Source organism: Nocardia sp. NPDC006630, assembly GCF_040611495.1.
Taxonomy (GTDB): domain Bacteria; phylum Actinomycetota; class Actinomycetes; order Mycobacteriales; family Mycobacteriaceae; genus Nocardia.
Window position 1 is genome coordinate 87,641 of the sequence record NZ_JBEXOK010000008.1, and the last position, 17,401, is coordinate 105,041.

The window sequence follows — 17,401 nt, forward strand, 5'->3', positions numbered from 1 at the left end:
AAAATGAGTAAGTCCCCCACCCGCACCGGATGGGGGACTTACTCATTTCGTCCCCCCGCTCAGGTCAGCCCTGGCCCACGCGCCGCTACCTGCGGCACTTCCGATATGCGTGCTCGCGGCACCAGCTATAAGTACGGTGTCTGCGGGCACCGCCAGCACGAGGGCGGACTATCGGCCGACCAGCTGGATAGACCTCGTGTCCGGGGTGCCTAAGGGCCGCTTCCACCAATGGCCTCGCGCCTGGTCTGACGCCGGGTCGTTTCGCTGTACGACAGTTCCCCGCACCAGTGGGTGGTGGCACCCAGCAATTGCGCTCCTCCGCCACCCACTGGTGCGGTTACCGATCCGAACGCGGCCCATCCTGTTGCGGCGCACCAGGATTCACCCGGTAGGAGGAATGTATGTCGACCACAGATCCGGCCCCCCACTCCGCGGGAGCAGTACGAGTTCTGGCAGAAATCCTGTCCCGCTACAGCAGCCTAGACGCGTTCTGCATGCGGTTACGTCATGAACTGGATGAACCCACCGTCGTCCTGGCGCCCGTTACCAACCCCGCCGACTCCTCGCCGGGACGTCATTCCCTCCGAGTTCACTGACGCGCAAGGCCACTCTTCATACAAGCGCGGCTTGACCTCCCCAGCTTCGTCGCCCGGCACCACGAGCGAAAGGTGCGGCGGGCGGCCGGCAGCAACGTGGATCAGATCGTCATCGTGGAATCCGACGCCGTCCGCAGCGGGCGCGCGGTGCGCCTGCGCCGACTTCGAGGTGGTGCGCTTCTTACGTTTCTTGGAGGTCGGCATGATCGCCAATCCTCAACGAACATGCTCATCTTGACCAATTTGTGGGCTGCCGCCCGTGGAGGAAAGCGAGCACTCCGGCCGGCGCGGTGGGCTGATCGATGCGGGAATGAGCTCAGAGCGGGTGCAGGACAACGCATTCCCGGCAGCGTTCCCACCCCTCCGGAATCGGGTGCGACCAGGAAAACCCGTGAGGAAGCATCCGAACATCGGTTCCACATTCGGGCCAGCTGCTTCCTGTCGCGACTGCGTGAGCGATAGGTGGCCCGTCACTGATGAACGAGATATTGGCGTAGTTCGCGGCATCCATGGGTTGCGCCTTGTCTGCAGGGACAAGTCTTGTGTTGTTCCCATGGAACCAGGTTTCGTAGGCCACGTCCGGAGCCTAATGAGCTCGGCCAACCAGTCCGGAGAGCCGACCAACGCGCGGGTCGCGGTGCAGGTTCAGGCGGTCATCGCAACACTTCATCAGGACTAACCCAGTGTTGCGCAGACCCATTGAGACCGCAGGCAATACAGTGCGTTCGGGCACATGCCGAAGGCGCGGCAACCTCTAAAACGACGAAAGGTCCTCAGCTCGAAGCGAACTGGCCTGGGGGTGTTTCGCATTCAGTGTTGAGCTGCCGCTCAGTCCACGTCCGCAGGTCGGCAGTGCTGACCGAGTCAGTGTCCGAGGAGTGGGTTACCAGTGTCATCGCATGCCTTCCAACTTCCGCCTTCCTTGTGGAAGGACACCCAGTCGAGCCGCTGACCGGCATATGGCCCCGAATCCTGAGGGAGGCCGTTGGAGGAGTACGGAAGTCCGCCGACGGCGTAGTCGCCATCGATCTTGATTTGCTGCAGATCCTGTTTGAACACTGTGTCCTTGCTCAGATCCGTCGAGTCGGGCATCGGGCCCTCTGCGGCACAGCGCAGCGAATTCGCGGTCGGGATGTCGCCATCGGCGACCGCGTGCCGTCCACGGCTCCACAAATCCTGGATCTGCTCGACGTCCGACTTCGGGTGGCTCTGACTAGTTGAACTGCAGCCGACCAAGCTAACCGAGGCCAGGATGAGGAGTGAGACTGCTGACGAATGCCGCACTTTGGTCCCTTGCGTACTAAACGCTTGACTGAATCGACAACGAGTTGTGATTGCCACAACTGTATGGGGGCGGCCCGCGCACCGCGTCGATTCCCGCAGATGCGCGTATCGGCAATACAGTGCGTTCGCTGGCGCGCTCAACCTGCCAGACACGCAGATCGAGGACATCAGGTTTCGCCGATACCAACGGATCTCGGCCAGGCCGGCTGACGCCAAAGGTCGCCGATTGCCGACGACCGGATTCACCAGCGCAGCCATACACCCCGTCGATCGACCGGCAGGAATTTGAGGAGTTCGTATACTCCGGTGTTGCCGGTTGTGCGGCGCTGGTGTTCCGGTGTCGAGAGTCCGGTGCCGGCGGATCGGACCGACCCGCCCGCCCGCGATCACGACCGGTTCGCACATCCAGTCCATCGGTGCCGCCCACACGATTCCGATCTCTTCGGTGTAGCGGCGTACCCGGTCGGCGTATTGGCGGGCGGTGGCGGAGATCCAGGCACCGTGCTTCTTAGTGCGCTGAAACCGCCACTGTCGATGGCGATGTCGCCGCAGGCCCGGGGCAGGGTCTTGCGGTTTCGCAGCCGGACATCACTGATGAACAGGGGCTCGGTGGTGAGGGTGACCCAGTTCGGTTGGTGGGTGCCCAGTAAGAATTTCACCTCGGTAAGGCCAGGTCAGGCATCTGCTGCGGCGGCCGCCATCCGATCAGATCGGTACCAATGCGCTGATATTCGCCGATCTTGATTTCCTTGCGCCGCAAGTACTCTTCGCTGTCCAAACCCCAAACCTCGATCACCGTAGGCTGGGCGGTATCGGTGAGCACGAAGTCCGGCAGCGTCAGCACGGTGTGGTGGTAGCGAACCGGTTTGAGGAATGCGCGTCCGGCCTGCTGCAGGGCAGCGGCCATGACGAGTTCATGGCTCGAATCCGCGGGAATGTAGGTGCCGGCGGTGGTGAGCATGATCGCCGCGCCAGCCAGCACCGCATGCCCTTTCGGGGAACGCTCGATCAGGAACAGCCCGACCCGGCGGCCGTCGTGCTCGGTCGCTGCGCGGGTGAAAGCATGGCTGTAGGAGCGCAGGATGCGCTGGTGCAATTGCCCGCTGAGGAACACTCGCTTGGCCAGATGCCTGATCTTGTAGGACATTCCGTACTTGGTCGCCTCGACTTCGACCAGTTCCCCGAGTAGCAGTCCGCGCCGGATCTGGTCGCGGGGGCTGCGCAAGCGATCGAGCCAGGCGTCGAACGCGGCGATGTTGGCGGGCCCGATATCGGGTCGGTAGGGCGGGACTGGGTAGAGCACTTCGACCAGGGCGCGGCGGCTGATCGTGCAGTCCTGGGCGCAGTGTGCGATGTCGTGGACCACGCTGGCCCAGTTCCGGCGGATCCCGGGGCGCCAAGAGTTGAGTTGGGTGTCCTCCCACAGGAAATGCAGCAAACCCAGTAGCCCGACCGCCCGGCGGCCACTTCCGGCGGCACTCGCGCGCAGATCCTCCGCCGCGCCGTCACTGGCGGTAGCGGTGGTGCTCAGCAGCGGAGTGTCGAAGCGGATGGTGGTGCCCTCGACGCCTTCGACGATGGCGTTGTCGGCGTAGGCGGAGCGGCCGCTGAGGGTGGGATCGGGCTGGTGGAACGGGCACGCGTCCTGGTGTTCGGCGCCGTCGCCGGGCCAGCGGGCCAGGAAGTGGCGGGTGTTGAGGCACCGGATCACCAGGCGTCGGGGCTCGTCGGTGCGGCACAGGCAATGGCCGTGTCCGTCAACGGCTTTGGCTTCGGTGAACAGGCGGGTGTACCGGTGCGGGTGCGCCCGCAGTTCCTCGAGCCGCACCCGCTGTCCGGCCAACTCCACGACATCTCCGCGCCCCATCGGATCTATTCCTCTGCAGTCGGGGCGGGTCTGTGGGGTGCGGAAATGATCGTGATCAGCGTCGTTGTATTGGTCGTGAAAAATCCGGGCGGGACCGGTTCGACCGGCAGGCAAGGTATATCGCGATGTTTTGTCGGGCTGCAGGCGTGCATGGGCCCGTATTCGCCGTCGGTGAGTGCGCGCATGGTGGCGTCGTAGTCGTAGACGTACCAGCCGTGCAGGGCGTGATCGTCGCCGGAGCGCACGGCTTTCTCCCACGCGTGCCACAGCTCGTTGAGCCGCACCACGACCGGCGGGTGTTCGAACCATTTCGCGCACCAGACCCGGCCGCGGCCGCCGTCGGAGAGCTTCAATGCTGTTGCCGGAGCGAGCCATTCGGTGACCCAGACCCCGACGTCCGGATACTTGTAATCCTCGCCCTCCTCGTCTTTGGGCGGGGGTGGGCCGTCGCCGCCGGTGAATGCGTCGTCCATGCCGAGATCGAGAGTCATAGCAGCTCCTTCGTCGTCGCGGGCGGGCTGTAGTGGCGCAGGGAGTCGCCGATCGCATCCGCGTAGCGGCCGTCCCACCACAGCGATTTGCGCACCAGCACAGGCGCATTGCCGCTGGTGGACACCACAGCCAGGTCTTTGGGCAGTTCGGCGAGCAAAGACACAGGCAAGGTCGGTTCACGTGACCAGGACTGACTGCGCGAGGATCCGCCCCGGCCGAGGCTGTCGGCCCAGCGGGCCACATCGTGGTCACCGATCTTCTCGCACCAACCCTGTAGGTATTTGGCGTCTTCCACACCGCCGGCATAGATGTGGCAGTTCGACGCCGAGATGAGCTGGTCGAGTTGGTTGGTGCTCCACACCTCACTGGCCTGGGCCGGGGATTGCAGGAAGGTGAGCATGACCACCCCCTGGGAGCCCAAATGGCTGTAGAGCGCAGGCAATTGGGTCAACTTGCAGACGTTCGCGGCCTCATCCAGGACACCGACCAGCGGGGTGGGCAGGCGCCCGCCGGGTGAGCGGGCCGCGACTTTGAGGGCCTGATCCAAGACTGTGCCGACCAGGGCGGTGACCAGGGCGGTCGCCGAGTCCGGGCCTTCCATACTCAGCAAGTACAGGCTGTCGCGGGAGGTCACGAACGCGGCCGGGTCGAACTCGGGCAGCTCATGTGTGGGAGCCCACGCACCCAAGGGGCTCAGATCGCCGTCGAAGAGCTTGCGCTGCGGCGGCAACACCGTGCGCGCGTACTGCTCATCACTGAGCACCCCCAATAGCCGTCTGGCCATGTCGAACAGGCCGTCACGCTGGCGGGCGTTCAACGATTTGACGGTGCGCAACTTTCCCGCGGCGATAGCGTGACCTGCACTTTCCAGGAGTTCCGCGGGCACGCGGGACTCTTCTTCGGCGAGCCAGCTGAACGCGTGCATGATGTCCCCGCCGCCAACGCCTGCCGCAAGCAGGTGCAGAGCGGCCAGTTCCAGGGCGCCGCCTTGGAAGTAGTTGTCCGAGCGGGCATCCGGGAGCGTGGTTTCGGCCTCGAAATAAGAGACCAGACGCCGGGCGGCGGGGAGCCGGTCGATTCCGGCCAGGATGTTCCACCACCAGTCCTGCTGTGGTTCGCCGGTGCGGCCCTGTAGATCCGACACCCACGCCGTACCGACGCGTTCGCGGACCCCGCGGGTGTGGTCGTGCATATCGCGTTTGTTGCTGGTCGTCACCAACGGGCCGGGGGCCGCGCACGCAGCGCTGATGGCCATACCAGCGGTTTTGTAGGTGCGCGGGCCGCCGAAGATGATCAGCTCGTCTTCCCAGGAGGCGTAGATCGGTATATCGCCGATCACGGTGCGCCCGAGCTCGATTCCGGTATCGGACGCGCGCACCACCTCCAGGTCCGGGCGCAACCGACGTGCTTTCTTGGTGGCGCTGGCCCCGCTGACCTCCGACAGGCGGCGCGGCGGGGTCATGACCTGGGCGCGGCGGGTGACTTCGTGCCGGCGGGCCCGGCCCAGCACCGTGCGGGCGGTGAGGGCCAGGAGTGCCGTTTCGGCGAGGGCGACGAACACCACGGCCACGCCCGGCCAACTGCTGGGCCGGGTGAACGCCTCCCACGTCGGGTCACCGGATCCGGTGAGCCCCAATGCCATCCGCCAACTGCCGTAGCCCACAGCGAGCAGGGCAGCGAAAGCGGCGAAGGCGATGATGACCGCCACGTCGCCCGTGACCCGCCCACTCGAGGCGGCGCGGCGGGTGGTCACGGCGCGACGCCCGCAGACGGGGCAGCGGTCGCCGCAGCAGACTGCTGCTGTGTGGCCTGCTGCTGCTGTGTGGTGGGTTGGGCCGCCGGTTGTTTTGCCGCCTTGGCCTTGGCCGCCGGGGTGGGTTGCGCGGCGTTCATCAGTTTCGCTGCCGCCTGTTTCGTGGCACCACCCGCCGCCTTGCCGTTCCCTGCCGCCGTGCCCGCCGCAGGTGCCTTCGCTGCCGTGGCCTTTTTCGCTGCGGCAGCCTTTTTCGGGGCCGCCGGATCGGGGCCCGCTGCGGGTTTCTTCGCTGCGGCAGCCTTTTTCGCCGGTGCGGCAGTCGCCGCCGGTGCGGCCGCCTGCTGAGGTGCCGGATTCTGCTGTTCGATGACCGCGCGGGCTGCATCGAGCTCGTCGAGGGTGTACTTGGTGGCCAATCGTGCGACCCGCTCAGGATCGACAGTCGGCTGGGCGACAACGGGCGCGCCCTGTTCGATTTCAGCAGCTTTGGCGCGCACCCGATCCGGGTCCACACCGGCAGCGCGCATCCGCTGGTCGGATTCCTTCGCCGCAGCTCCCCAGCCTTGTTCCAGCTTGACGGTGTATTCATGGGTGGCTGTCTTGGCTGCCCAATCTGCCACCATGGCTTCGACCGGATGCTGCTGCGCTTCGACGGTGCGAGCCCGCTCCCGGGTGGCGTTATGGATAGCCTCACGGATCCGATCGGCCATCCGGCGCCGAGGCCGAGACTCGGTTTGCTCCTGCTGCTTGCGGGCTGGTTTGTGCTGCGCGGCTTGGCGTTCGCGTTCGATCGCCCAATGCTTGACGGCTTGGCGGGCGGCGATCAGTGCGAGCGCGGAGGCTTGCACCAGCTGGGCGGACTCGACGACGATCTGCTCTTCCTCATGTACTGGCATGACATGCCCTTTCTCTACGGGTTCAGATGAGTGAGGTGGGTGCTCGAATCGGGGCCGCTACACCTCCGCTTCCACTGCCGGCGTGGCCGTCACAGTCGGGTCCGGTGGCAGAGCCCGCGCAGGTGCGGACTCTGAGGAAAGGGCGGGCGACCGGTTGCGGGTGGTCGCAGCCGCGATCAAAGACGCCGCCGTCGCCGCCGCACCGCTGACCGGCACACCCACGCCGATCCGCTGGCCCCGCACCTGCCCGTAGTGCGCGGCGGCGCTGTCCCATCCCGGGCCGGGGTCCCCTTCGGTGCTCAGCGATTCGCGCGAGTAGCCGCGCCGGGCGGCGGCCTGAATCTGCCGCTCCCGGTTGCCTTCTCGCAGCGCCGCCAACTGCGCGGGAGTCGCCGCCCGCTTGGGGACCGAGCGGGCGATATCGAACAGGTACGCCACGATCTCGCGGCCGCGCCTCCTGAACTTCAGCAGCGCCGCGATTTCCTGCCGTCCAGGCGAGCGTCCCTGCGCACGCAGTTGGCGGCGCGTTCTCAATCCCGGTGGCGCACTGAGCCGGGAGTAGGTCGGCAGCGACGGTTCACCGCTGCGATCGGTGACCACCACGACGCCTTCGGCTGTCCTGCCAGCGCCGCCAGACGCGCCGCACAGGAAGCGGATAACGGATCGGTCGAACAGCCATCGGGTTCTCCTTCACGGGGTTTCAGTGCGAATCGGTGACGGTGAAGCCGTCCAGGCGCCATCCATCCGGGCTGTCGGTCGTGCTGGCATCGATGTCCATCACCCGCCAGCGGCTACTGGTGCCGTCGCGATGGAGCACCGTTTGTGTGAGAGCGACTTTGAGCAGGCATCGCCCGGCGGCCGGGGCACTGATCGCGGTGGTGGTCGCGGTCGCGGTGACCACATCCCCGTCCTGGCGCCACTGCGCCCATTCGGCGAGGGGTCTGATCCCGGTCGCCGCAGGCATATCGGCGGAAGCGGCCAGTTGCCCGCTCAGCCAGGGTTTCGCGCGCGCGAGCCCGGCGCCGGCGGATTCATCGTGGGCGGGCTGCCAGGAGAACATGCCCGTGAGTGCTTGCTGCGCCGCGACCGCGGGCCCGGCACCGTGCGGGGTCGGCCCGGTGATGGCGTAGTCGCCGTCCCCGCCCGGTATGGGCGCGGGTGGGTTGTGGTGTAGGCGGGTGAGGGTGACCGTCACCCCGGCCAGCAGCACGATGACTGTCAGGCCGAAGATCAGGGCGAGTGTGCGTTTCACGACGGGCCTCCTTGTCTCAGCTCAGAACTCGCGCGTATTGGGGTTCCATCGCCAGGATGTTGTCGACATACGGGCGGGTCTGGACGACGTAATCGTTTGAGCCCGTGGGGAATCCGCCAGAACTCAGGACGGCACCCTCTCCGGCGTTGTAGCCGGCCAAATAGAGTTCGCGCCGGTCAGCGGGGGCGGTGACTTTGCCTTCGGCGATCCATCCGTCCACCGCGGCCGCGATATGGCACATGTAGTGGCCTTGGGCCATGATCGCGTCGCTGGGTTTGTGGATATCGCCGGTGCCAACCGGCCCGATCGAGTTGCCCTGATCATCGACCGGGGCACCCCAGGTCAACCAGGTCCCCGGCTCGAACTGCGAAGGCCCTTGCGCGCCGGTGGAACTCAGGGCAGCGGTGTTCGCGCCGCCTTCGGGGCTGAATCCGCCTTCCTGGCGGCCTTGCGCCGCCAGCAGGCTGGAGGAGATCTGCGGGCATATCGTCCCCGCGCGCCGGTACCAGGGCTCGAATTCCGGTGGCACCTTGCCCGGTTCGAGGTTGTCGACCCCGCCGCCGCCCGCAGTAGTGCACCCCGAACTGCTGCTGGTGGTGGTCGGTGCTGGGGCGGCCGTGGGTGTCGGCGCGCCGGGAACGGCCACTCCGGCAGGATCGACGGTGGGGCCGGGTGCGGCAGTGGTAGTCCCGGGAGCGGGTGGGCCGCCGGGGTTGACTGCGCCTTCCAGCCAGGGCACCGAGTCGATCGGTGTGCCACCGTGCAAGCGCCCTCCGGCAGTCCAGACCTCGAAATGCAGGTGGGGGCCGGAAGATTCGCCGTTGGTGCCGACCCGGGAGATCAGCTGTCCGGCGCTGACATGGTCGCCCGCGTGGACGAGGAGGTCTTGCTCGTACATGTGCCCGTAGACGGTGGACCAGGTCGCGCCGTCGATGTTGTGGTCGATCACGATCCAGTCGCCGAAACCGGACGCCGGGCCCGATTCGGCCACGACACCGTCCATGGCCGCGTAGATCGGGGTGCCTTCGGGCGCTGCGTAATCGGTGCCCTTGTGCGCACCACCGCGGGCACCGAATCCGTCGGTGATCGTGAACACCCCTTGCGCGACCGGATACACCTTCGACCCCGCCGGCACCGGCCCGGCAGGGGCGGGTCCGCCTGGGCTGCACGAGGAATCGTCATCGAGCAGGAACACCACCAGCAGCGCCGCTGCGGTGATCCACAGCGCGGCGATGGCGGCGACGATCTTCATGACCGGGGCCGGTCCTCGAAGGAATCGTGCAGGGCGTCGGACAGGTCCTGATTGAGCTGCTGGGAGGAGGCCAGCTCCCGCCGCAACCGTGCGACGGTCGCTTCGAGGCGAGGCACGCTGCGCCCGGTGGGCGGCCCGTCATCAGCCGAGACCCACAAAAGAATCGTGTTGAAGTGGCGGCCGATATCGGCGGCAACGACTTTCGCGGCCGCGGTCCGGGACATTCCGGCTGGGGAGAGTTGCCGGACGCGTTCGACGGCGGCGCGGCGCACGCGTTCGTCGACCGGCCCGTACCGGCGCTGTGGTGCGCTCATGAGGCGACCCTTTCGTCGGCTTCGGCGTCGCCGAAGTGGCTGAACCGCTGGGAGGTCTCGTGGATCCCGCTCTCGATCTCCACCTCGGTGAGCTCCATCAAGAAGGGGATGCCGGGACGGCGGTCCTCGGAGACCTTGAGCAGGAACTTGCCGACACCCGACGCGAGCGGCGCGGCCGCACCCGGGCGCACGGGTTCACCGGTGAGGGCTTGCGGGGCTGACCAACTAGTCACCATGGACGCCTCAGCGGCGGTGAGTTTCACGACGCCGTCCAGGGCTGCGAGCTCATCGGCAGGGAGTGCGCCGAGGATTTTGGCGCGGGCGCGTTCGAGGAATCCGACGGCGCGATCGGCGGCCGCGCCGAGGGCTTGCAGGTCGCGGATGGAGTGGCTGATCATGATCAGGCTGGTGGCCAGGGAGCGCTGCAGGCGCGTGAGCTCGTCCACGCGCGAAATCATGAAATCGCCCAGGCCCAAGACTTGCCACAGCTCGTCCATGACGACCTGGAAGTAGCGTTGCGGTTCCAGTCCGACCTCGGCGAGCAGGTTGAGGGCTTCGATGGAGGCGAAGCCGGCACTCCAGCAGGTGAGCATCGCGGCGGCCTTGAGTCGCTTGTCGCCCTTGGGGATATGGGAGACGTCGATGCAGACACCGACCGAGTCCATGTCGATCGGGGTGGTGGTGTGCCCGTTGAAAACAGAGCCGAACGGACCTTCGGTCAAGGCGCGCAGGCTGCGCCGTAGCGGGATGATCGCGTCCTGGTAGTGCTCGTCGGTGCGCGCGGCCGCGTCCAGCCACAGATCCGGGTTACCGGTCGCGATGACCGCCGCCAGATCTTCCAGCAGCGGCGGGGCCGCGGTAGTGAAGCCCTGTCCGCCTTCGGATTCGGGGGTGAGCAGCAGTTTCAGGCCGGTGGAGATGAGGGTGTCTTCGAAGTCGTGCAAGCGTTCTCCGCGAACGAGTTCGACCAGGCCACCAATCAGATTGGTTTGCCGCGCACGCAATTCCGACCGCAAGTTCTGCGCTTCCAAGGCGAATCCGCCCGCCTCCAAGCGGTCGATCGCGGTGCCCATCACGCCGGCGTCGAGGGGGTTGATCGTGCCGTGCCCGTAGCCCAGGTCGATGACCTGCCCGCCACACATCGCGATGGTTTCGCGGTAGTCGGGTTTGACGTCCGCCAGGACAAGGGGTGTGACGCCTTGGGCGATGCCGCCCAGGACGATGCGGCGCACGAGGGAGGATTTGCCGAATCCATTGAGGCCCAGCACGAACAGGCTCGGGGCGGTGATGAACCCGCCGCGGCGGAACCAGTTGATCGGGTCGAAGCACACCACTTCGCCGGTGTCGAGGTGCCGACCCAAGGGGGTGCCGATGACCGGGGCGCCCGCGCCTACACACCAGGGCCACAGGCCCGCGACCTGCGCGGTGGTGGCCCGGTATTCCGGTGGTGCGGCGACCGAGCGCGAGACGCCGCCGCCGGGGCCGGGCACGCCGGTCGGGGTGACGCGCACTGCGGCCCTTTTCTTTCCGCTCTTCTTTACGGCGGTGTTCGGGTCGGCGGCACGCCGTCCGGCGGCCAAGCGCCGGTTGTCGTCGGTGCGCAACTGCACCCGCGCCCACCCCGCCGAGAGCAGATTCCCGTTCGCCGCCCGTGTTTCGCAGGTGGCGCGCTGCGCGTCGGTCAGCACCCGGGTACCGAACCCACCCTTCGACCCCTTCGCACTGGAATCGGACTGGACTGTCGCCTTTTTCGCGGTGTGTGCGGTGTCCCGGGGAGAAATCTTGCCGGAGGTCTTTGTTCTGGCCGGGGTGGGTTTCTTCGCCGGTTTCCCGGTGGTGCCCCGGCGTAGGCGGGGGGTCATTCCTTCACGACCTTGGGTAGGGAGGCCATCTGAGGTAGCAGCACCCCGGCGCCGAGGCAGGCGGCGAAGGCGGCGGCCTGGTACCGGTAGCAGCGGCGGATCTTCAGCCGTGCTTGCGAGGACAGATCCTTGGTGATCGCTTCCAGCGCAGGATCATCCGCACCGGCGGGTTCGGTCACGGTGATCAGCGCCGCGAACCGGGTCACCCCGTGCCCTTCGGCCTGCTCGCGGCGGGCCTGCTCGGTGGACTGGCGGCGCATGGTCGCGGTCGCGGAGCCGACACCGCGCTGGGTTTGCTCGGCGACCAGGGCGTCTTTGTAGTCGCCGTCGACGATTTCCGCGGCATCGCCGGAGGAATGTGGACGGTAGACGATCGCGACCCGTTTGCGGGTGAGCTGGTCATTGGGGGCCAGCAGCCGTTGCAGGACACGTTCGCGGACCACACCGGCGGGCGGGAGTTCCATTTCCCAGGTGATCGAGACGACCCCGTCGTGCACCAACTTGCCCAGCCGCTCATCGTGGTGAATCGGTCCGGCATCGTTCCAGGTCAACCCGTGCGATTCCCCGGCTTCGGCCGCTTCCTCGAGGTCGGCTTCGGCGGCCGGATCCCACGCGCGCCGCAGCAGCGCGATGGCCTCCTCCCCCGTCATCGGGCGTGCTCGCACCCCGGCGTCGGACAGGGCCGCCACGATCAGAGGCAACCTTCGGCCGACTTCCTCGGCTTGCTCGGCGGGGTCTTTGCGGCGGGCGGGGGTGGTGGCGTGGAAGCTGACCGACAGCCACGCTTCCATACGCACCGACTCGCTCGGAAGTGTTTGTGCCAGTTGGGCCATCATCGTGCGCGCCGGAGCGGGTGCGTTGTCGCGGGTGAGCCGGTTGACCTCGGTGGCCAGGCGGTTCCCGGTCTCGGGCACCGAATCGACCACCGCGTAAATCGCTTCCACATCAGGCTTTTCACCCAGCGTGGCCAAAACTTGGCTCCAGGAGGCCACCCATTGGTCGATGGTGTCCTGATCGACCGCGCGTGCTCCTTGGGGCCAGCAGCGGATGAGGACGGTGTAGAGGTTGTGGGCGGGCATGTGGGTCATGCCGAACCGGTAACCGGCCGAGTCGATGCCCTCGTAGAGTTTCGAGGAGGCCATCAGGCCGGGCAGTTTGCAGACGCCCAGGCGGCTGAAAACACCGGAGAGGTAAATGTTTTCGCGCCGCAGCCAGGTGCGGAACCAGCCGATCATAAGTAGTCCCCGTTCGTATCCGGTGCGACCACCACGGCTGTGTGCCATCGGGGCCAGCACGATGATTTCGATCAGAAGCACCACCGCGGCGGGCATCAGCCCGACCAACATCACCACCAGCAGCGCGATCACCACCGCCGCGAACGCGGCCACGCTGACCGCCCAGCCCATGCCCCACATGCCTTCCTTACGGGGACGGGTCCACTGCCCGTAGGTGCGTTCGACCTGCTCGGTGCTCATCGCGGCACCGCCGCACTACCGGCCCCGGACGGGCGAGCCACCGGTCCGGCCGCCGCACCGACCATCGAATCAATGGCCCGATGCGCCGATCCGACTGCCTTGACCGCACCGGCGGCAATCGCACCGGCCGGACCGCCCGCCGCGGCAACCCCAGCGGCCGCCGGTCCCCCGGCTTTGGCCGCACCTGCCGCTCTGGCAGCGCCTTTCGCGCCCGAGGAGCCACCGCCCCCGGACCTCCCGCCCCCGCCACCACCGCCCTTGCCTGCACCGGTCGGCGGCACCCCGCCACCACCGCATCCCCCGCCACCTCGGGAGGGGCCGCCGATATTGCCGGAGGAGGAGGGCGCGGCACCGGTCGCGCCGGCGCCGCCGACCGCCCAATTCGCGGCGGACGTGACCGCTCCGGCACCGATCAAGGCACCGGAGATGCCACCACCCATCGAGGTCAGGGGCGAGACCAGGCGCATTACCGCGGGTAGCACGAGGGCGGCGCTGCACAGCAACACGACCCCGACCAGTGCCCGCTGCGCATCATCGGAGGTGGGTACGCCGTCAGCGGCGGCCTTCGTGCCCCCGGTCCCGGCCATTTTGAACGCGACCATGTACACCAGCGCCGCGATCGGCTTGTAGAGCACGAACGCGAGACTCCAGGCGGTGAGTTTCTCGTAAAACCCTTTGCCGGTATGAGTTCCGGAGCTCGCGGCCGCCAAGGGCAAGATCCCGACCACGACCACCAGCAGCGCTTCCCGCACGACCGCGAACACCGCTTGAGCGAGGGCGCCGATCATGCCGATGAGCACGATCACGAACACCAGGCCGGGGCTCAGCGCGGTAAAGACCTGGGTTTGCACGATCGCTTCGAGGGTGCCCTTCGCGTCATTGTTGGTCGCGGCGTTGATCACCCAGTCGGAGAACGCATCTCCGGCCTGCGTGCCGAGCACCAGCACGGTGGAGAAGATCGCGGAGGCGAACACCGAGCGAGCCAGGACCCGGAAGGTCTCGGTCGCTTCGGCGGCCGCGCCGCTGCGGTGGGCCATGGCCAGGCGGATCGCGCACATGATCATCGACCCGGCCAAACACAGAATCTGCAGCTGGAACGTGTACGCCCTGATCTCGCCGAACAAATCGCTCTGCGAGACGACATTCGAGGTGGGGATCTTCGTCCACCACGTCAGCGAAATGACCAGCGCCTCACCCAGACCGGTCAGCAGAGAGTTCACGACCTTGCCGAACGAGGTGTCCCACGCTTTGTCTGCAATGGCCGTGACGGCGTCCCCGGGGTGGGTGCCGGCATTGAGTAACTTGCATCCGGTGCCGGTTACGTCGCCGAGGCTGGGTACGCCGGGAATCCCGAAGCCGCCCAGGCCCTGCTGTAGCTGCTCGCACGCGGAATTGAATCCGTAGGTGCCGCCGCCGCTGGGGTCAGGATCGGCGGCCGCGCTCGCGGCAGGGCCCAGCACCGCCAGCATGGCCACCAGCATTGCGAGCACAATCGCCCGCCCACGACGGCGGCTACCTAGGCTCACCATGTCGTCCACCCCGCCAGCGAGCTGATGAAGCTCTTGGGAAGCTCCCGGTCCGCAGCCAAGCGCAGCCGCCAGTTGGACCCGTCCCACGCCATCACTACTTGGGAGGCCAGCCACCGCTGTCCCCCACCGGAGGTGGCCGGATCAGCCTTGGTGGCCAGGCGCAGCACGCACAGACCCCCTGCGCTGGACCAGGATTCGATGTGGAAGGCGTCGGGAGCGACCAACCACCGGGTTTGGGAGGCGGGGGCCAGGTCGGGGACCTTGCCTGCAGCCTTGAGCCGGTTGAATTCGGCGTGGTCGGCGTCGGTCATCACTTCCATTCGTTCGTGCAATGTCCAGTCGCCGGGACGCGCATACGCCTCCCAGGTCGTAAATACCGCCGCGAGGGCCGCGCCTTGCGGGGTGTGGGAGTACCCGGTTGGGATGCCGTCGTTGATCGCGGTCGGCCCGTCCGAGGTCGAGAACGGCACCGACACCGCGAACACGCGTTGCCATCCGCCCTGTTCGGGCAGGGTCGGGGCGGCGGTGAGCCACAACGGATCTCCCGGCTGCCGCGGCCCGGAGGTCTGCGCCAGGGTTTGCCCGTACTTGTTGTTCGGGATGTCGACCCTTCGGCCGAACGCGTCCACATCGGGCGCCGCGAACCCGGTCTGCTCCTCCCCTGGCGCAGGAGCCGCTGCGGGCGTCGAGGTAGCCAGCGCGCTCTCGTGTGTGTTGTCGCGGTGCGTCAGTGCGACGGTGACCGCGCCGATCACCACGAGGGCGATCACGACGACGGCCAGGATCAGCGTGGCCGAACTACGCTGTGGGGCTTGTGGGGTGGGCTGCTGCTCGCTCATCGGGTGGCCTCGAATCGGACGGTGCCGCTCGGGAGCGTCGCAATGGATTCCATCACCGGGGTTTTCGCGCCCGGATCCGGAAGGACCAGTCGCCAGTCACCGCCGGTCCAGGTCATCACGTGGTGGTAGGCGGCCAGCGACTTGTCGGGAAACCGTGTGTAGAGCGCGATTTCGGCGCGGCCCGGGGTGTAGGTGGTGAAGTGGTAGCCGACAACGGCCGGGGCGATCCTCGGATCGGCGGGCCCGGTGATGGAGAACTGGGCACGTGCGAGGACGAACGCGTCTTTGCCGGGCCCGGTGACCAACGATTTCGCTGCGACCTGCGACCAGAGCGAATCCGGGGACAGGCTGGTGCGCAGCGAATCCTGGATCGCGGCAATCGCCGCACCTTGGGGGCTGTGTGAATACCCGGTCGCGGCACCGGAGACCGTGGCCGGTCCGTCCACGCTGCTGTAGGGCAGCTGCACGCCTTGCCAGGACTTCCACTGCACCTGCGCCGGCGCCCGGCCCGGATCCGGTGGTGGGGTCGGTGCCGCCTCGTGGTGGGTGGCGCTACCGCAGCCTGCTACGGCGGTGGTGATCACCGCAGTGGCGGCTAGGAGAACGAGTTTGCGCATCACAATCCCCTTGTTCGTCGTGTCGGTGCTTTACCGCGCTTGCAGTACTTCGATGGCGATGGTCATGCTGGCGTTGGCAAGCACCGCGGCAACCAAGCTCCGTATGACCGCGTTATGGGCTTCGGCGTAGGTTTCGACCGTGGAGTGGCGCATCGCGAAGTACTTGCAGCCGGCCAGGATCAGCCAGAACAGGCAGATCAGTTCGGCGAACCACAGCCCGTAGTCCAGAAGCCGCATCAACGGCACGGACACCCCGTCCGGCAAGTCCTTGTGGTCTTCCGCCTGCAGCGCGGTCATGACGTCAGCTGCCTGCGGCGTTGATGATCTGGGTCATCAGGGCCCCGGATGCGGCGACGACGGCCCCGCCGATCAGGGACGCGGCGACGATCTTCGGGGATTCGCACACCCCGCCGTTCCACTTCTCGACCGCGAATTTCGCGCCGCCGTAGACGATTCCGAGCAGCCCGACCAGGTAGGCCAGCCACTTGAGGTAGTTGCCCAGCAGCAGCAATCCGTTGGATCCGGGAGGGGCTTGCGGGTTGAGGTTCTCGACGGCTAGGACTGCTTCCAGGGACAGGTGGGTGATCATGAGTGCGCTCCTGAGGGTTTCGCTTTCGACGCAGGGCCGCCGATCAGGGCGGTGACGGTGGCGAGCAGGGAATCTCCGAGCTCGCGCACTCCGGCCAAGGGGTCACGCCCTTTGGCGGGTGCTTCCTCGCCGGGCTGCCATACCGGCAGGTCCCGGATCGAAGTCAACGGCCAGCTGCTGTGCCAGCCGAGGCGGAACATCGCGCCCGCGGGCACGAGATCGGCGATGACGCCCTTGTACCGGCGAATCGGCGCCGGAACCCGCCCGGGTTGGGCGGCCACGGTGACCAAACCCAGCAGGATCGCCCGGCCGGGACCAGCCTGGCCACAGTGGTATTGACGCAACACGTCGTGTGCCCGGGTGAGGCCTTCGATGGTTTCGCGGGCGACGACCAGCACGAACGGGGACTCGTCCCCCAGGACCGCTGGCCACATGCGGGCGCAATCGGCCGCGGGGGCGAGCTGGCGGGCCAGGGTGCTGACTCCGGCGCCGCCGTGTGCACCCAGTAGCCACAGCAACGGCGCGTGGCGTTCGTCGTGGGTGACGGGCTTGTGCCACACCCCGATTCGCTTCTCCGGTTCCGGCGGCAGCGCGGCGAACGCGAGGCAGTGCTTGCGTACGCTGCTGAGCTGGGCGGCTTCCGCGCGCCGGGCAGAGCTACGGGTGCGGGTCTTACCGCGCGGCACCGGCAGCGGGGGCGGGGTCTGCTCGAGGGTGACGGTCATGACCGCACCGGGTTGCGTGTTCGGTGACCGATCTCGTTGTGCACTACCAACATCGG

18 protein-coding genes are annotated in these 17,401 nt (G+C 67.2%); all 18 read right to left on the reverse strand.

The genetic code is table 11. The features are described from left to right. Window positions 1–500: 500 nt before the first annotated feature. The 18 genes from ABZX86_RS24175 to ABZX86_RS24260 all read right to left on the reverse strand — a co-directional run bounded on the left by ABZX86_RS24175 (window position 501) and on the right by ABZX86_RS24260 (window position 17,345). Window positions 501–800 (reverse strand): hypothetical protein, encoded by a 300-nt coding sequence (locus ABZX86_RS24175; RefSeq protein ID WP_355126942.1) that lies wholly within the window; start codon window positions 798–800, stop codon window positions 501–503. Between the two features lie 660 nt (window positions 801–1,460). Further along, a complete protein-coding gene (locus tag ABZX86_RS24180; protein WP_355126943.1) occupies window positions 1,461–1,880 on the reverse strand; it encodes a hypothetical protein in 420 nt (139 codons plus the stop codon). A 655-nt stretch (window positions 1,881–2,535) separates the two neighbouring features. Further along, entirely contained in the window at window positions 2,536–3,747 is a 1,212-nt protein-coding gene (locus tag ABZX86_RS24185) for a DUF1173 family protein (RefSeq protein WP_355126944.1), read from the reverse strand. Window positions 3,748–3,752: 5 nt separating this feature from the next. Further along, on the reverse strand, window positions 3,753–4,238 hold the full coding sequence (locus ABZX86_RS24190; protein ID WP_355126945.1) for a DUF4913 domain-containing protein: 486 nt from the start codon (window positions 4,236–4,238) through the stop codon (window positions 3,753–3,755). Then, a complete protein-coding gene (locus ABZX86_RS24195; protein WP_355126946.1) occupies window positions 4,235–5,992 on the reverse strand; it encodes a TraG/TraD/VirD4 family protein in 1,758 nt (585 codons plus the stop codon). Before ABZX86_RS24195 ends, ABZX86_RS24190 begins: the two co-directional genes overlap by 4 nt. Beyond that, entirely contained in the window at window positions 5,989–6,891 is a 903-nt protein-coding gene (locus ABZX86_RS24200) for a hypothetical protein (protein WP_355126947.1), read from the reverse strand. The genes ABZX86_RS24195 and ABZX86_RS24200 overlap by 4 nt, the downstream gene beginning before the upstream one ends. A gap of 57 nt (window positions 6,892–6,948) precedes the next feature. Beyond that, window positions 6,949–7,494, reverse strand: a complete 546-nt coding sequence (locus tag ABZX86_RS24205) for an RRQRL motif-containing zinc-binding protein (protein ID WP_355126948.1) — start codon at window positions 7,492–7,494, stop codon at window positions 6,949–6,951. A gap of 97 nt (window positions 7,495–7,591) precedes the next feature. After that, window positions 7,592–8,143, reverse strand: coding sequence for a hypothetical protein (locus tag ABZX86_RS24210; protein ID WP_355126949.1), 552 nt, complete (start codon window positions 8,141–8,143; stop codon window positions 7,592–7,594). A 16-nt stretch (window positions 8,144–8,159) separates the two neighbouring features. Then, a complete protein-coding gene (locus ABZX86_RS24215; protein WP_355126951.1) occupies window positions 8,160–9,395 on the reverse strand; it encodes a M23 family metallopeptidase in 1,236 nt (411 codons plus the stop codon). Beyond that, window positions 9,392–9,709 carry a hypothetical protein gene (locus ABZX86_RS24220; RefSeq protein WP_355126952.1) on the reverse strand — a complete coding sequence of 106 codons (318 nt, stop codon included), beginning with the start codon at window positions 9,707–9,709 and terminating at the stop codon, window positions 9,392–9,394. The genes ABZX86_RS24215 and ABZX86_RS24220 overlap by 4 nt, the downstream gene beginning before the upstream one ends. Next, on the reverse strand, window positions 9,706–11,571 hold the full coding sequence (locus ABZX86_RS24225) for a hypothetical protein (RefSeq protein WP_355126953.1): 1,866 nt from the start codon (window positions 11,569–11,571) through the stop codon (window positions 9,706–9,708). The genes ABZX86_RS24220 and ABZX86_RS24225 overlap by 4 nt, the downstream gene beginning before the upstream one ends. Beyond that, on the reverse strand, window positions 11,568–13,046 hold the full coding sequence (locus tag ABZX86_RS24230; protein ID WP_355126954.1) for an SCO6880 family protein: 1,479 nt from the start codon (window positions 13,044–13,046) through the stop codon (window positions 11,568–11,570). Before ABZX86_RS24230 ends, ABZX86_RS24225 begins: the two co-directional genes overlap by 4 nt. Continuing rightward, on the reverse strand, window positions 13,043–14,575 hold the full coding sequence (locus ABZX86_RS24235) for a hypothetical protein (RefSeq protein ID WP_355126955.1): 1,533 nt from the start codon (window positions 14,573–14,575) through the stop codon (window positions 13,043–13,045). Before ABZX86_RS24235 ends, ABZX86_RS24230 begins: the two co-directional genes overlap by 4 nt. Next, complete coding sequence (locus ABZX86_RS24240; RefSeq protein WP_355126956.1) at window positions 14,569–15,414, reverse strand: hypothetical protein; 846 nt, start codon at window positions 15,412–15,414, stop codon at window positions 14,569–14,571. The genes ABZX86_RS24235 and ABZX86_RS24240 overlap by 7 nt, the downstream gene beginning before the upstream one ends. Beyond that, entirely contained in the window at window positions 15,411–16,031 is a 621-nt protein-coding gene (locus ABZX86_RS24245) for a hypothetical protein (RefSeq protein WP_355126957.1), read from the reverse strand. Before ABZX86_RS24245 ends, ABZX86_RS24240 begins: the two co-directional genes overlap by 4 nt. A gap of 30 nt (window positions 16,032–16,061) precedes the next feature. Further along, complete coding sequence (locus ABZX86_RS24250) at window positions 16,062–16,328, reverse strand: hypothetical protein (protein WP_355126958.1); 267 nt, start codon at window positions 16,326–16,328, stop codon at window positions 16,062–16,064. Window positions 16,329–16,332: 4 nt separating this feature from the next. Then, on the reverse strand, window positions 16,333–16,620 hold the full coding sequence (locus ABZX86_RS24255; protein WP_355126959.1) for a hypothetical protein: 288 nt from the start codon (window positions 16,618–16,620) through the stop codon (window positions 16,333–16,335). After that, a complete protein-coding gene (locus ABZX86_RS24260) occupies window positions 16,617–17,345 on the reverse strand; it encodes a hypothetical protein (protein WP_355126960.1) in 729 nt (242 codons plus the stop codon). Before ABZX86_RS24260 ends, ABZX86_RS24255 begins: the two co-directional genes overlap by 4 nt. Window positions 17,346–17,401: the final 56 nt, after the last annotated feature.

Bases quoted from the DNA above. Each gene is read 5' to 3' on its own strand.
- ABZX86_RS24175 (WP_355126942.1), bottom strand. From the start codon at position 800: ATGCCGACCTCCAAGAAACGTAAGAAGCGCACCACCTCGAAGTCGGCG.
- ABZX86_RS24185 (WP_355126944.1), bottom strand. From the start codon at position 3,747: ATGGGGCGCGGAGATGTCGTGGAGTTGGCCGGACAGCGGGTGCGGCTC.
- ABZX86_RS24190 (WP_355126945.1), bottom strand. From the start codon at position 4,238: ATGACTCTCGATCTCGGCATGGACGACGCATTCACCGGCGGCGACGGC.
- ABZX86_RS24200 (WP_355126947.1), bottom strand. From the start codon at position 6,891: ATGCCAGTACATGAGGAAGAGCAGATCGTCGTCGAGTCCGCCCAGCTG.
- ABZX86_RS24215 (WP_355126951.1), bottom strand. From the start codon at position 9,395: ATGAAGATCGTCGCCGCCATCGCCGCGCTGTGGATCACCGCAGCGGCG.
- ABZX86_RS24220 (WP_355126952.1), bottom strand. From the start codon at position 9,709: ATGAGCGCACCACAGCGCCGGTACGGGCCGGTCGACGAACGCGTGCGC.
- ABZX86_RS24225 (WP_355126953.1), bottom strand. From the start codon at position 11,571: ATGACCCCCCGCCTACGCCGGGGCACCACCGGGAAACCGGCGAAGAAA.
- ABZX86_RS24230 (WP_355126954.1), bottom strand. From the start codon at position 13,046: ATGAGCACCGAGCAGGTCGAACGCACCTACGGGCAGTGGACCCGTCCC.
- ABZX86_RS24235 (WP_355126955.1), bottom strand. From the start codon at position 14,575: ATGGTGAGCCTAGGTAGCCGCCGTCGTGGGCGGGCGATTGTGCTCGCA.
- ABZX86_RS24240 (WP_355126956.1), bottom strand. From the start codon at position 15,414: ATGAGCGAGCAGCAGCCCACCCCACAAGCCCCACAGCGTAGTTCGGCC.
- ABZX86_RS24245 (WP_355126957.1), bottom strand. From the start codon at position 16,031: ATGCGCAAACTCGTTCTCCTAGCCGCCACTGCGGTGATCACCACCGCC.
- ABZX86_RS24250 (WP_355126958.1), bottom strand. From the start codon at position 16,328: ATGACCGCGCTGCAGGCGGAAGACCACAAGGACTTGCCGGACGGGGTG.
- ABZX86_RS24255 (WP_355126959.1), bottom strand. From the start codon at position 16,620: ATGATCACCCACCTGTCCCTGGAAGCAGTCCTAGCCGTCGAGAACCTC.
- ABZX86_RS24260 (WP_355126960.1), bottom strand. From the start codon at position 17,345: ATGACCGTCACCCTCGAGCAGACCCCGCCCCCGCTGCCGGTGCCGCGC.